At 66.9% G+C, this 14,650-nt stretch carries 8 protein-coding genes (1 of these 8 only partly in view); 5 read left to right on the top strand and 3 right to left on the bottom strand.

Features of this window, described 5'->3' with window-relative positions:
* Positions 1-99 precede the first annotated feature (99 nt).
* The 3 genes from JHW40_RS22765 to JHW40_RS22755 all read left to right on the top strand — a co-directional run bounded on the left by JHW40_RS22765 (position 100) and on the right by JHW40_RS22755 (position 5,446).
* Complete coding sequence (locus tag JHW40_RS22765) at positions 100-1,329, top strand: efflux RND transporter periplasmic adaptor subunit (RefSeq protein ID WP_090610389.1); 1,230 nt, start codon at positions 100-102, stop codon at positions 1,327-1,329.
* Positions 1,329-4,574, top strand: coding sequence for an efflux RND transporter permease subunit (locus JHW40_RS22760; protein ID WP_090610390.1), 3,246 nt, complete (start codon positions 1,329-1,331; stop codon positions 4,572-4,574). The genes JHW40_RS22765 and JHW40_RS22760 overlap by 1 nt, the downstream gene beginning before the upstream one ends.
* 185 nt (positions 4,575-4,759) lie before the next feature.
* Positions 4,760-5,446: a helix-turn-helix transcriptional regulator gene (locus JHW40_RS22755; RefSeq protein ID WP_090610391.1), complete on the top strand. Its 687-nt coding sequence runs from the start codon at positions 4,760-4,762 to the stop codon at positions 5,444-5,446.
* Here JHW40_RS22755 and JHW40_RS22750 read toward each other — a convergent pair.
* The 3 genes from JHW40_RS22750 to JHW40_RS22740 form a co-directional block, all read right to left on the bottom strand.
* Positions 5,431-5,958 carry a hypothetical protein gene (locus tag JHW40_RS22750; RefSeq protein WP_090610392.1) on the bottom strand — a complete coding sequence of 176 codons (528 nt, stop codon included), beginning with the start codon at positions 5,956-5,958 and terminating at the stop codon, positions 5,431-5,433. The genes JHW40_RS22755 and JHW40_RS22750 overlap by 16 nt on opposite strands.
* 22 nt (positions 5,959-5,980) lie before the next feature.
* A complete protein-coding gene (locus JHW40_RS22745) occupies positions 5,981-6,673 on the bottom strand; it encodes an acyl-homoserine-lactone synthase (protein ID WP_090610393.1) in 693 nt (230 codons plus the stop codon).
* 116 nt (positions 6,674-6,789) lie between these two features.
* A complete protein-coding gene (locus JHW40_RS22740; RefSeq protein ID WP_090610394.1) occupies positions 6,790-7,458 on the bottom strand; it encodes a hypothetical protein in 669 nt (222 codons plus the stop codon).
* A gap of 236 nt (positions 7,459-7,694) precedes the next feature.
* Between JHW40_RS22740 and JHW40_RS22735 the strand changes: the two genes are divergently transcribed.
* The gene (locus JHW40_RS22735) at positions 7,695-9,470 is read left to right on the top strand and encodes an ABC transporter ATP-binding protein (RefSeq protein WP_170851721.1); all 1,776 of its coding nucleotides are present in this window, start codon (positions 7,695-7,697) and stop codon (positions 9,468-9,470) included.
* 27 nt (positions 9,471-9,497) lie between these two features.
* Positions 9,498-14,650: the start of a non-ribosomal peptide synthase/polyketide synthase gene (locus JHW40_RS22730; RefSeq protein WP_272849155.1), read on the top strand. It continues 19,711 nt past the right edge of the window; only the first 5,153 of its 24,864 coding nucleotides appear in the window; the start codon lies at positions 9,498-9,500; the stop codon falls past the right edge of the window.

The following is a 14,650-nucleotide window of genomic DNA, read 5'->3' as shown; positions in this document are numbered from 1 at the left end:
CCACATCTGTACGGGACAGATCTGGCGTTTTCCGTTTTGGACCCATCGCGGGCATTCTGCCGGGGCATCGCCCTTTGCGCAGAAACGGAACCACGCCGCATGTCGCCCGAGCCTTCAGCCGAACAACACGCCTTTCATGCAAGCCGGAATGGCAAACCCGACTGGGCCAAGACCCCCCGCGAATTACTGCGCGAGACCGGGGCTGCCCGCCCGCAACGGCGGATCTGGCCGTGGGGAATCGTTGCCGTTCTGGCGCTGGCCCTTACGGGTGTTGTTTTTGCGCCGGTTTCTGCGCCGCCCGCCGCAACCATCGCTGGCGCCCCGGATACGAGGATCCTGCTGCACCCGCTGGACGTGACCACGGTTGAACCGCAGGCGCTCAGCCAGACCCTGCCGATCAGCGGCACCCTGCGCCCGCATCTTCAGGTCGAGATCGCCGGCCGTACCGCAGGCACGGTGGAAGACGTCGCCGCGCGACTGGGTGACCGGGTGTCGCGCGGCGATCTGCTGCTGCGGATCGAAAGCGATAGTCTGGAGGCCGGGCTGCATCAGCAGCGGGCATCCCTGGCGGCTGTCCGCGCCCAATCGCTTCTGGCCGAGACACAGGCGCAAAGGTCCGAACAGCTGGCCGATCGCGGCATCTCGGCCGCCGCCAACCTTGAAACCTCACGCAGCAATCTCGACGTTCAGGCGGCCAATCTGCAGATGCAACAGGCCGCCGTAGTCGCCGCCGAGATTGCCCTGCGCGATACCCGCGTCCTTGCTCCCTTCGACGGTATCATCGCCGCCCGCAAGGCCGAGCCGGGTCAGACCGTCGCGAATGGCACCGTCCTGTTCGAGTTGGTCGATCTGTCCAGCATGCTGGCCACGGTGAATGTGCCGGTCGCCAGAACCGTGTCGTTGGAACCCGGCCAGAACGTCCACCTGACCGTGCAGGGCCTGCCGGATCAAGAATTCACCGGCCGGATCGAGGGCATCGCCCCCATCGCCAGCGAAGGCAGCCGCAACAGCACGGTGACGGTAAGGGTAAGCAACCCCGACGGCGTCCTGCGCGGTGGCATGTTTGCCAGCGGCGAAATCGAGATGGCCCGCATCCCCGGCGCCATTGCCATCCCGCGCGACACCCTGCGCGAAGACGCCAGCGGCCCTCATGTGCTGAAAATCAGCGATGGCCGCCTGATCCGTCAACCAGTTGAAACCGGCCCGGACATGGCGGGCGGGGATCTGATTGCCGTCGTCGCGGGACTCAAGGCGTCAGACCGCATCGTATCCGGGCGACTGGCAGAGCTGCGCGACGGCATGGAAGTCCGCATCGAGGAGCCGGACTGATGTTTCTGACCCGCGTCAGCGTCAACAATCCCGTTCTGACTGTGATGGTCATGCTGGCGATCACGGTTTTCGGCCTGTTCTCGTGGCAACGCCTGCCGGTCGAGCAGATGCCCGATATCGATGTGCCCGCCGTCGCCATCGTCGTGGCCTATGACGGCGCCTCGCCCGAGGCGGTCGAGAACGACGTCATCAAACCCATCGAGGACACGATGGCCACGATCAGCGGCATCGACGTGATCCAGTCCACCGCGCAGGTCGGACAGGCGATGGTGCTGATGCAGTTCGATCTGGGCGTGCCCTCGGCCGAGGCGATGAACGACGTGCGCGACAAGATGGCCGGGGTCCAGTCCAGCCTGCCCGATGCCGCCGACACGCCCACGATCCTGAAATTCGACCCTTCGGCCACGCCCGTCATCTCGCTGACGGTCAGTTCGGATCGGCGGTCGTTGTCAGAGCTGACCCGGCTGGCCGAGGATCACGTCCTTGACCGGCTGCGCAATGTCGGCGGCGTGGGCAGCGTCTCGCTGGTGGGCGGGGTTCCGGCGCAGGTCGATGTGACCATCGACCCCGAACGGCTGTCCGCGCAAGGCATCCCGCTGTCCGAGGTCCGGGCGGCAATCGCGGCCAATGCGGCGGACCTGCCCTCGGGCACGATCACCGAAGGCGCCACGTCGCAATCGATCCAGATCCGCAGCGCCCTGGCGCGAGTCGGGGATTTCCGCGATCTGATCGTCGGGCGTCAGGGTGGCCAGCCGGTGCATCTGTCCGAAATCGCCGATATCCGCATCGGTCCGGCCGAGGCCGAAAGCCTTGCCTTCCGCGACGGCAAACCCGCGCTGGCGGTCGAGGTGATGAAGGTGCAGGGCGCCAATACCATCGCCGTCGCCCGTGGCATCACCCGCGCGGCTGCGGCCCTTGGCACGGACACCCTGCCCGACGATGTGCGCATCGAGGTCATCGCCAGCGAGGCCAGCGCGGTCGAGGATTCGGTGTCCGCCGTGCAGAACATGCTGGTCGAGGGCGCGATCCTGTCGGTGGTGATCGTGTTTTTGTTCCTGAACTCGTGGCGCTCGACCGTGATCACCGGGCTGGCCTTGCCGATCTCGATGATCGGCACCATGATCGCGCTGTATTTTCTGGGCTTTACGCTGAATATCATGACGCTGATGGCACTGTCGCTGTCGGTCGGCATCCTGATCGACGACGCCATCGTCGTGCGCGAGAACATCACCCGACATCTGCAAAGCGGCAAAAGCCATCGCCGCGCCGCGCTGGAGGGCACGGCCGAAATCGGCCTTGCCGTTACCGCGACCACGCTGGCGATTATCGCGGTCTTTCTGCCCGTGGCCTTCATGGAGGGCATTCTGGGCCGCTTCTTCTTGCAATTCGGGGTGACGGTCTCGGTCGCGGTGCTGATCTCGTTGTTCGTGGCCTTCACGCTGGATCCGATGCTGTCCAGCGTGTGGAACGCTCCGGCCTCGCATTCCGATACGCGGCGCGGACCGGTGGGGCGCATGGTCGCGCGGCTGAATGACGGCTTCGACCGGCTGACCGGGCGTTATCTGTCGGTGCTGCGCTGGTCGCTGCGTCACCGGCTGGCCACGCTGGGGATCGCCTTCGGCCTGTTCATCGCCAGCTTTGCCCTGATCCCGATGGTCGGGGCCGAATTTCTGCCGGCCGAGGATAACGGTCGTGTCTCGGTCAGCATCGAGACCCCACCGGGATCTTCGCTGGACTATACCGCCGCGCGGGTGAACCAGATCGAGACGCGCCTGCGCCAGATGCCCGAGGTCGCCTCGACCTATGCCAGTATCGGCGCGGCTGCGGTCGGGGCGGGGCAGAAGAACACCGCCAATATCGGCGTGACGCTGGTGCCGCACGCGCAGCGCGATGCCTCGGCGATGGAATTCACGGCCAGCCTGCGGCCCATGCTTCAGCGGTTTCCGGGCCTGCAAACCGAAGTCAGCGCCGAGGGCGATCTGGGCGGCGGCGCGGGCAAGCCGGTGCAGATCGTCGTTCTGGGGCAGGACAGTCAGGTGCTGCGGCGGATCGGCGATCAGGTCGCCGGGCGGCTGACGGATATCGCGGGGGTCGAGGACATCACCTCGTCGATGCGGCAGGCACAGCCGGAAATCGGCATCGAGCTGGACCGCGAACACGCCAGCGAGCTGGGGATCTCGGCCCGCGATCTGGGCGCGGTTCTGGCCCCGATGATGACCGGCGAGACCATCGCGACATGGACCGCCCCCGACAGCCAAAGCCATGATGTCGTGATCCGGCTGGATCAGGCGGCGCGCAGCAGCGTTGCCGCACTGGGTAACCTGCCAGTGGGTGTCGATGCCGACAGCGGCCAGATCATCCGGCTGGATCAGGTCGCCCGGATCGAGCAGCGCAGCGGCCCGGTCGAGATCCTGCGCGAGCAACTGTCGCGCCGCGTCACCATCGAGGCCAACCTGTCGCCCGACGCCCCCGGCGATGTCTATGCGCAGATCGCGCAGCTGACGGGGCAGATGCCGCTGCCCGAGGGCTATCGCTTCTCGCTTGGCGGCGATGCCGAGCAGATGGCGGAATCCGGGGCCTCGGCGGCGTCCGCGCTGTTGCTGGCGGTGGTGTTCATCTATCTGGTGCTGGCCTCGCAATTCGGCAGCATCCTGCAACCGCTGGCAATCATGATGTCGCTGCCGCTGTCGCTGATCGGGGTCATGGTCGGGCTGTGGCTGGGCGGCTCCAGCCTGAACGTGATGTCGGTGATTGGGTTCATCATGCTCATGGGGCTGGTGGTCAAGAACGCCATCCTGCTGGTGGACAACGCCAATCAGCAGGTGCGTGAGGGCACGAACCTTTACGACGCGCTGGTCGGCGCGGCCCGCACCCGGTTCCGCCCGATCGTGATGACCACGCTGGCGATGATCCTGGGGATGCTGCCGATGGCGCTGAGCCTGCATCAGGGCACCAGCCAGAACGCACCCATGGCCCATGCGGTGATCGGCGGGCTGATCTCATCGACGCTGCTGACGCTGGTGGTGGTGCCGGTCATGCTGACCTATCTGGATGCGCTGGGACGGCACGCGGCGCGCCTGCTGCCCGACCCGCCGCCCGATCACACGGCCGCCGCGCAGCCGCAGCCCGCCGATCCGCCCGCCGCCGTGGCGACGGCGCGGCTGTCGCTGCTGCCAACCCGCGACCGGCCCGCCGCCCATCTGCCTTTACCTGACAGGTCGGTTCAGAAAAGCTCGGCCAGATAGGGGCCGGGCGGGGTCTTTCCTGACTTTTGGCGGTTTGCTGCCGAGGGGCGGGGGCAGTTCGCGGACAAAACAGGCAAATTTCGGCTGAACCGAATTTGGAACAGGAAAGCGTCACACAGCTTGCCTAAGGTAAGCCTCGCCGCGAGTCGAACCGACACGGCCCAAGACGCAACCACCGGACGCAAATGACGCTGACCCGCTCCATGCTGACTGCCGATTCCACCGCAGAAGCCATCGATACCATCCGCGAGATCCTCAAGCTGGATCACGTCACCCTGCATATCCTGACCAATCCCACCACCGGGCTGGACAATCCCTTCGTGCGCACCACCTATCCCGAGGGCTGGGTCAGCCGCTATCTGCTGAACAACATGGCCGTTGCCGACCCGGTCCTGCAACGCGCGCAGAAAGGCGACGACGCCTTCTTCTGGTCTGATCTGGTGCTGGACGGCGATCAGCAGAAGACGATGGAGGAATTCGTGCAGGCGGGACTGGGCACGGTCGGCTACAGCCTCGTCCATGTCGATTCGCATGGACGCAAGAGCGTGCTGTCGATCAGCCGCGTCCGGTCCGAGGGCTGGGCGGATCATGTCGCCCGGCATGTGGACGGGCTGACGCAGGCGCATATGGACCTGCATGTGAAGGCGCTGGCCGAGGCGGCGGCGGATGCCATGGGCGTGCCGCAGCTGGCGCCACGCGAATATGAATGTCTGCGCTTTACTGCACAGGGCAAGACCTACAGCGAGATCGCGATCATCCTGAACCTGTCGGAACATACCGTGCGCAGCTATCTGAAGCTGGCGCGGGTCAAGCTGAACTGTGTTTCGCTGGCGCAGGCCGTCGCCAAGGCCGTGCGCTACAGGATGATCTGAGGCGGCGTCTCGGGAAAACCCCGCAGCCGACCCTCGATAAGGGTCGCCGCGCTCCAGATCCGCGCCGCGCTCTGGTCCTGCCCCCGCTGCTTCAGCAGATGCGCCTGCATCCCCAGCACGACCGCGCGTCGCGATCCATGCAGCTGGCCAAAACCGGGATGGTTCAGGATCTGGGCAATACCCCGATCCATCTCGGGTGCCGTCATCGGCGGCACCGGCAGCAGCACCTGCGTCGTGCCACGGGCATAGAGCATCCGCAGATGTGCCAGTGCCCGCGTCGCCTTGGCGGGCGGCATGGCGCGCATGATCCCGATCCCCGCATTCAGAAACCGCCGCGCCTGACCCGGATCGTCCATCGCCAGCCCCAGACGCGCCAGCAGCGCGCCCTTGTACAGCCGGGCCTCGGGATCGGCGGGGTCGGCGATCAGCCTGCGCTCGATCAGCCCCAGAACCCGCAGGGTCTCGGCCGGGCGGATCTCTGTGGCAAGGCAATAGAGGGCGAAGCTGTCCAATTCCGGTTCCCGTATCAGGGGGTCAATGCATCATCGCGGGAACGCGCGTCACCGGGATCGGCAATGGGTTCGGCATCGGACAGGGCGCCAGACGGGCCATCGGGCGAAGCAGCGGCGCGGTGACGCCAAGCGCCTGCCGCATGTCGCGCCGCACCTGATCCGACACCGCGAAAGAGGCGCAGCAGACCGGGCGGCGGCCATAGCCATCGGCCGAGCCGTGCATCTGCATCCTGACGCCCGCGCGGCGATAGACACGGCTCATCATCGGCTCGAAATTCGACACCAGCCGACGGATGCCGAAGGCCAGCGCCGCCTCGCACAGGGCCAGCAGCAGCAGGCTGAACCCCCGTCCGGCATCCATGTCGGGGAAGTCGCGGGCCAGCAATTCATCGTCCAGACACATCCGCGTGCCTTCCCAGATGTCATCCGCGATCAGGTCGGCATTGCGGCCATGCGTGGCCCAGAACACGTCATGCAGCAGCGTCGGCCCATCGGTCGGCATCAGCCGCACCACGCCATAAAGCCTGCTGCGATCCTCGGAACACCAGACCAGATAGCTGGCCTCCAGATCGTCATAGACGTCGCGTTCCTCGTTGCCGCGAACCTCGACCCGCCAGTTCAGCCGGTCGTGAAAGACCCGTTTGCGCAGCCGGAAGATGGCCCGCATCAGTTGCGGATTGGCGGCGGTTTCATGCGGCCGGATCATCGTGAACATGGGCAGGCGCTCCTTGCTTCCTGATTGCCGGAAGCCTCGGGCAATGCGTCGCAGACCGACAGCGCCTCGCCTGCACGCGCCCATATCGTCCCCCACATCTGCGCGGGCCGGACCCGTCAGCACAGCCGCAACCGCGCCGGCCTTCCGACGGCGACACGGGTCAGCACCAGCCCCGGCATGACCCGCAACTCGACCCGGAAACCGCCCTCCACTCCCGGCCCGGACAAGGCCGCATCCGCAAGGCCCAGGCTGATGCCCGACCGCGCCGAGGCCCGCACCGTCAAGGCCGCCGGGCTGACGGCGGCCCCAAGCTGCGGCGCAAGCGCCCGGGCCAGCGCATGCTTGGCCGAAATCGCGCCCGCCTGGCGTTCCTCGGGTCGCATCCGCGCCAGTCCGGGTTGCTGCGACAACAGGTGCAATTCGTGCTGCGACAGCCCCTGCGCCCCGTCCCCGATCGCCCGCAGATCCAGCCCCAGCGATCCGGCACCGCCGCGGCGCAACCAGACGCCGACCTGCCCGCCGCCATGACTGACCGCGCCCGCCAGCCCCTTTGGCCAGACCGCGCCTTCGTCGTCCACCACCTGCGGCGTCATCCCCAGCAGGCGCATCCCGCGCGTCACCATCGCCCGCCCCGTCAGGAACGCATCCCGCCCCGCTTCGGGCATCATGGCCGGGTGATCGCGATAGAGTGCCCGCAGTCGCGGGCGGGCCCGTGACGCAGACGCCAAAGGCGCGATCAGCAGCAGGCCCTCGGCCTCCCTGTCAAGAATTCGGGCGTGATCCATGGCGTGGGTATCCGGCGTCCGGGATGGTGAATGGCGACATATCTGCCCGATCAGAACAATCTCTGGCGCATCACAAGCAGGTTTTCCTGAATGCCGGACGGGCGCCCCGAAACGAACCCCCTCATCTGTATGGGACAGAACATGCAAGGCGGAATGGGCGTTTAGCCGGATCGCCGAATCGCCGTCATGCTGACCTTCGGAAAACGGCACCCCGCCGACCGAATGGAGGACATGACATGGCATCCGGTTTCTCGCCGCTGTTGAGGCTGATCCGCGCAGGCCGACCCTCGGTCCCGGCCCTGATCGCCGCCACCCTGGCCGCGGCGGCGGGCGTCGCCTGTTCGCTGATCTTTCCGCTGCTGACGCGCAATGTGGTCGATACGGCAGGCAGCGGCGGGCTGATCAGCGAAACCATGTCCTTCCTGATCGCCGCGCTTTTGGGGGCCACGCTGTTCAATGCGCTGTCGTCGCTGCTGCTGGCCCGGATCGGCCACAACATCGTCGCCAATCTGCGCCAGCGCCTGTCGGACAAGATGCTGCGCCTGACCATCCCCGCCTTCGACCGCGAAGGCAGCGGCGAAAGGGTCAGCCGGATCATGCGCGACTGTGAAAGCATCTCGGCGCTGACCACGACACAGGCGGTCAACCTGATCACCGGCACGATGATGCTGCTGGGCGTGGCGGCGGTTCTGTATACGCTGGACAGCGCGCTGACGATGACCCTGCTGGGGGCGATGCTGGCGGCCTTCGCGGTGCTGGTGCCGCTGTCGATGCTGCTGGACGGTCTCAGCCGCCGCACCCAGGACGAGGCCGCGCGGCTCAGCGGGCTGCTGACCCAGGTGTTCAGCGAAATCCGACTGGTCAAGGCCTTCACCGCCGAGCAGCGCGAAAGCCGCCGCATCGGCAAGGCGCTGGAAAACCTGCGCCGTCTGGGGATGCGCAGCTCGACCATCAACACCACGCTGGAGCCGGTGATCCAGCTGGCGATGACGGCGGCGATCGTCACCATCCTGATCTATGGCGCCAGCCGCGTATCCGTCGGCACCATGAGCGTGGGCACCCTGACCGCCTTCATCCTGTCGATCCTGAACGTCATTTCGCCGCTGATGCAGCTGACGATGTTCATCGCCGAATTGCAGCGTGCCAAGGGCGCGTCCGCCCGTATCGCCGTCCTGCTGGACGAGACCGAGGAAGCATATGACGCCGCCGACCCCGCCCCCGCGCGCGCCGGTGAACTGCGCTTCGAGAATGTCTCTTTCGCCTATCAGGCGGATGACGCCCGGCAGCATCCGGTTCTGAAGGATCTGTCGCTGGTTTTCGCCACCGGCACCACCACGGCGCTGGTCGGGCCAAGCGGCAGCGGCAAAAGCACCATCCTGTCGCTGATCGAACGCTTTTATCTGCCGGTTTCGGGACAGATCACCCTGAACGGCACCGATGTCACGCGCATCCCCTTGCAGGACTGGCGCCGCATGATCGGCTATGTGCCGCAGAATGCGCCGGTCATGCCAGGATCGGTGCGCGACAACATCACCTATGGGCTGACCGGCACATTCACCGACGACCAGATCCGCGATGCCGCCGCCCGCGCCGATGCGCTGAGCTTTATCGAATCGCTGCCGCGCGGGTTGGATACGAACCTGATCGAGCAGGGCAACAACCTGTCGGGGGGCCAGCGCCAGCGCATCGCCATTGCCCGCATGTTCCTGCGCGATCCGCAGATCCTGATCCTGGACGAGGCCACCTCGGCGCTGGACGGAGAAACCGAACGGCAGGTGAAGGCTTCGCTGGACCGTCTGCGCGCAGGCCGCACCAACATCGTCGTGGCGCATCGCCTGTCCACCGTCTTCGATGCCGATCTGATCTATTTCCTCGAAAGCGGCCGGATCTCGGGCTCGGGCACGCATGCCGATCTGGTGGCGACGCATGAATTCTATGCGCGGCTGGTCGAACGCCAGAGCCACGCCGCCTCGCTGCCCGCCGCTGCCCTGCCGACACCGCTGTCCGCCTGACGCCGACCGAATACGGGAGTTTTTCCGATGACCATGAATACCCGCCATCTGCGCCCGCTTTCGGCCCCTCAGGCAGAGATCTGGTTCGCCCAGCAGCTTGATCCGACCAACGACCTTCTGGACCTGCGCGGCCACCTGCATTTGCAGGGCAGCATCGACACCGGGGCGCTTCGCCGGGCGCTGGATGCCAGCGTCGCCGAGTTCGACACGCTGCGCCTGCGGATCATCGACACGCCCGATGGCCCGCGCCAGTTCTTTACCGAGGATCATGGCAGCGCGCTGGACATCATCGACTGCGCGGATATGGCAGAGGCCGAGACCGACATGCAGCGGCGCTGCCGCCATGTCTATGATCTGGTGTCCGAACCGCCCTACAGCTTTGTGCTGTATCGGCTGGCGGCTGGTGGCGCGGTGCTGTTCCAGCGCTATCACCATGCGGTCATGGACGGCTTCAGCGGCTCGTTGATGAACACCCGGCTGGCCGCGCATTATGCCGCACTGACCGGCGGGCCGGCCCTTGCCGACGATCTGCCCGACAGCGTCCAGACAATCCTGTCCGAGGATGAACGCTATCGCGCATCGGACCGCCATGCGCGGGACATGGAGGCATGGCGCGCATTCCTGGCCGATGCGCCAGAGCCTGCCGGGCTGGACGGATCGCCGCATCGGACCTCGTCTGCCTATCACCGCGCCAGCGCCCCCGTGCCCGCCGATCTGGCCCGCGCATTGCTGGATGCCGAGACGACGGCCGGCGCCCGCTGGCCGCAGATCCTGACGGCGCTGGCCGGCGCCTATCTGCAACGCATCGCGGGGCGTTCTTCGATGCTGTTCGACTTTCCGGTGGCGGCCCGCGCCCGCGCCACCCGCGATGCGCCGGGAATGCTGGCCAATGTCGTGCCGCTGCGTCTGGATATGGACAGCCACACCGCACTGACCGATCTGACCCGCGCCACCGGCAGCGGAATCCGCCACGCCATCAAGCATCAGAGCTGTCGCAGCGCCGAGATCCTGAAGCTGACCGGAAGCGATGCGCGCGGCTTCGGTCCGCGGATCAATATCGTTCCCTTCGACTATCACTTCGATTTCGCCGGGATTCCGGCCCGGCTGACGGCACTGTCGAACGGGGCGGTGCAGGATGTCTCGATCACCATCGTCGGCATCCCCGGCAGCCCGGTCTTTACGGTCAATTTCGACGGCAATACCGAGATCACGACGCCGTCGCAGATGCAGGCCCATCTCGACCGCTTCCTTGGCTTCGCCGCTGCCGCGCTGGCCGCGCCCGAACGCCCGCTGGCCGCGATCAACCTGCTGACCGCCGCCGAGACGCAACGGATCGAGGGTTTCAACGACACCTTCACCAACCTGCCGCCCGCGACGATCACAGGACTCTTCTCCGACGTCACCGAACGGACACCCGATGCGGTCGCGGTGATCGACGGCGATACCTGCCACAGCTTTGCCGATATCGACGCGCGTTCGGACGCCATCGCGGCGGCCTTGCAGAGGCAGGATCTGACCGCGGGGCAGCCGGTCGCCTTGCTGCTGCACCGCTCGGCCGATGTGATCGCGGCCTCGCTGGCGGTGCTGAAATGCGGCGGGCACTATGTGCCGCTGCATGAACTGCATCCCGACCAGCGCCTGACCGAAGTCATCGAAACCGCCGGGGCCAAGCATCTGATCGCCGACGCTGCGATGAACGGGCGCGACATCGCCGCCCGCCACCTGCTGCGGCTGGATCTCGACACCCTGCCTGCGGCGACACCTGATCCACAACGACCCGACCCGGATGCGCTGGCCTATGTGATGTTCACCTCCGGCTCGACCGGGACGCCCAAGGGGGTCGCGATCCGCCACCGCGACATTGCCGATTTCACGCGCGACCGCCGTTTTGCCAGCGGTCATCAGCGGGTGCTGCTGCATTCGCCCCATGCCTTCGACGCATCGAATTTCGAGTTGTGGATGCCGCTGCTGACCGGGCGCACCATCGTCATCGGCCCGCGCGAAGCCACGGATCCGGCGCAGATGACCCGTATCGTCCAGCAACATCGGGTGGATTCCGCCTGGCTGACGGCGGGTCTCTTCAACGAATTCACCCGTACCACGCCGGATTTCTTTGCCGGGCTGAAACAGGTTTGGGCGGGCGGGGACGTGTTGTCGCCTGCCGCGATCAGCCGTCTGCAACGATCCTTTCCCGACCTGCGGATCGTCAATGGCTATGGCCCGACCGAAACCACCACCTTCGCACTGACCTGCGAGATCGACCCCTCGCCCGAAGGGGCCGTGCCCATCGGGCGACCGCTGGACAATATGCAGGCCCACATCCTCGACGCGTCCCTTCAGCCTGTTCCCGTTGGTGTTGTGGGCGAGTTGTATATCGCGGGCTCGGGTCTGGCGCAGGGTTACCTGAACCGGCCCGATCTGACCGCCGAACGCTTCGTCGCCAATCCCTTCAGCCCCGGCCAGCGAATGTATCGCTCGGGCGATCTGGCGCGGTGGCGCGAGGATGGGCAGGTCGAGTTCATCGGCCGCGCCGACCAGCAGCTGAAAATTCGCGGCTTCCGCATCGAACCCGGCGAGATCGAGGCCGCCATCGCCCGCGCAGGCCATCCGCAATCCGCCGTCATCGCCCGAGAGGACCGCCCCGGACAGAAGCAGCTGGTGGCCTATGTCGTGACCGAAAACCTCGACCGCGACGCGCTGCGCAGCGCTCTGGCCGCTGAACTGCCCGACTATATGGTCCCCGCCGCCTTCGTCGCGATGGAGGCCCTGCCGCTGACCCCCAACGGCAAGCTGGACCGCCGCGCCCTGCCCGAACCCGAAGCCCACACCGGTCCCCGCCGCGCGCCGCGCAACCGGACCGAGGCCACGCTGGCAGCCCTTTTCGCCGAGGTGCTGGGCACCACCGAGGTCGGCATCGACGACAGCTTCTTCGCGCTTGGCGGGGATTCCCTGCTGGCCACGCGGCTGATCGGCCGCATCCGTCCCGCCTTCGGCATCGACCTGCCGATCCGCGCCATCTTCGACTGCCCCGCCATCGCCACCCTCGCCGCCCGCATCGCCGCCGACGATGCGTTGGAACCCGCCCGCCCGGCGCTGACCCCGCAACCACGCCCCGACCAGCTGCCGCTGTCCTTCGCGCAGCAGCGGCTGTGGTTCCTGAGCCAGCTGGAAGGGCCCTCGGCCACCTACAACATCCCGATGGCGCTGCGGATCGAGGGCGATCTGGACGCCGACGCCCTGCAGGCCGCGCTGAACGACGTGATCGCCCGGCACGAGGCCCTGCGCACCCGCTTTCCCGCCGCTGACACCCCCCGGCAGGAGGTGCTGGACCATGCCGCGCTGACATTGCGGCGGCGCGATGTCACCGAGGGCGAACTGGATGCGGCGCTGGCCGAGGGCGCCGCGCAGGTGCTGGATCTGGCCGACGGTCTGCCGCTGGCCGCGACCCTGTTCCGGCTGGGCGATCAGGACCATGTGCTGCTGCTGGTGATCCATCACATCGCGGGTGACGGGGCCTCGATGGCGCCGCTGGCCACGGATCTGTCCGCCGCCTATGCCGCGCGGCTGGCGGATCGCGCCCCCGACTGGCCCGCGCTGCCGGTGCAATATGGCGATTATACGCTGTGGCATCGCGCATTGCTGGGCGACCGCGACGACCCCGAATCCCGCCATGCAAGGCAGGTGCAGTTCTGGAAACAGGCCCTCGAAAACATCCCCGAAAAGATCGAGCTGCCAACCGATCGGACGCGCATCGGCGCACCGGATTATCGCGGGCGCAGCCTGACCTTCCGGCTGGACGGTGACACCCATGCGGGGTTGGAGCAACTGGCGCGGGCGCATGACGCATCGCTGTTCATGGTGCTGCATACCGCCCTGGCGGCTGTCCTGCACCGCCTTGGCGGATCGACGCGCTTTGCCATCGGCACGCCCGTCGCCGGGCGCGACGACCCGGCGCTGACCGATATCGTCGGAATGTTCGTGAACACATTGGCCCTGCCGACCGATTGTTCAGGCCATCCCGATTTCACCACCCTGCTGACCCGGCTGCGCGATACCGATCTGGCGGCCTTCGAACATGCCGACCTGCCCTTCGATCTGGTGATCGACGGGCTTGATCTGCACCGGCGACCGCACACCCATCCGCTGTTTCAGGTGATGCTGTCCCTGACCCCTCTGGGCCGGATCACGCCCCGGCTTGGCAGCGCATGCAGCAAGAACCTGTTCCTGCTGCCCGAGGTGGCGAAATTCGACCTGAGCCTCGACCTGTTCGACGCCACCGCCCCGGACGGCACGCCCGCCGGGCTGGAGGCCGTGCTGGAATATGCCAACGACATCTTTGACGAGACGACCGCGATCCGCATCCGCGATGCCTTTATCGGCATGATCGCGGCGATGCTGGACGATCCCGCCCAGCCGGTGACGCGTCCCGCGCTGCTGCCGCAATCCCGGCGGGATAAGCTTCTGGCGCTGGCCCAGGGCGGTCCGCTGGACTTCGACCACCGGCTGCTTGGACAGCGTTTCGCCGATCGCGCGGCACAGGCACCCGACGCCCCCGCCCTGCGGTTCCGCGATCAGGCATGGACGGCGGCGCAGCTTGATGCGCGCGTCAACCGACTGGCGCGCGCAATGCTGGCGCAGGGTGCCGGGCCGGGCCGCAGGGTCGCGCTGGCCGTCACCCGCTCGGACCGGGCGATTGTCGCGATCCTTGCGGCGTTGCGCACCGGCACCGCCTTCGTCACCATCGACGCGGCATCCTCTGCCACCCGCGCGGCCGATATGGTCGCGGAATTCGCCCCCGATCTGGCGCTGACCCACGGCGCGGCCGCCCAGGGGCTGGATTTCACCTGTCCCGTCATCGCGCTGGAGGCCGAGCCGGACATCGCCGCCTGCCCGCTGGCGCAGACCGAACTGCCCCGACCGATCCGCCCCGACGATGCGGCCTATGTGATTTTCACCTCGGGTTCGACCGGACGGCCCAAGGGCGTCGTGGTGCCGCAGTCCTCGATCGCCATGCTGGCACAGGGGCAGGAACCGCTTTACCACATGCTGGCCCGCGATGCCGGGATCGAAGGCCCGATGCGCGCCGCCCTGACCGCGCCGCTGCAATTCGATGCCGCCTTCGAGGAATTGCTGGTCCTTGTTGCCGGGCACGAGGTCGATCTGATCGACGACGACACCCG

It is taken from the genome of Paracoccus alcaliphilus, from assembly GCF_028553725.1.
GTDB lineage: Bacteria > Pseudomonadota > Alphaproteobacteria > Rhodobacterales > Rhodobacteraceae > Paracoccus > Paracoccus alcaliphilus.
This window is presented reverse-complemented; position numbering and strand designations above follow the sequence as displayed.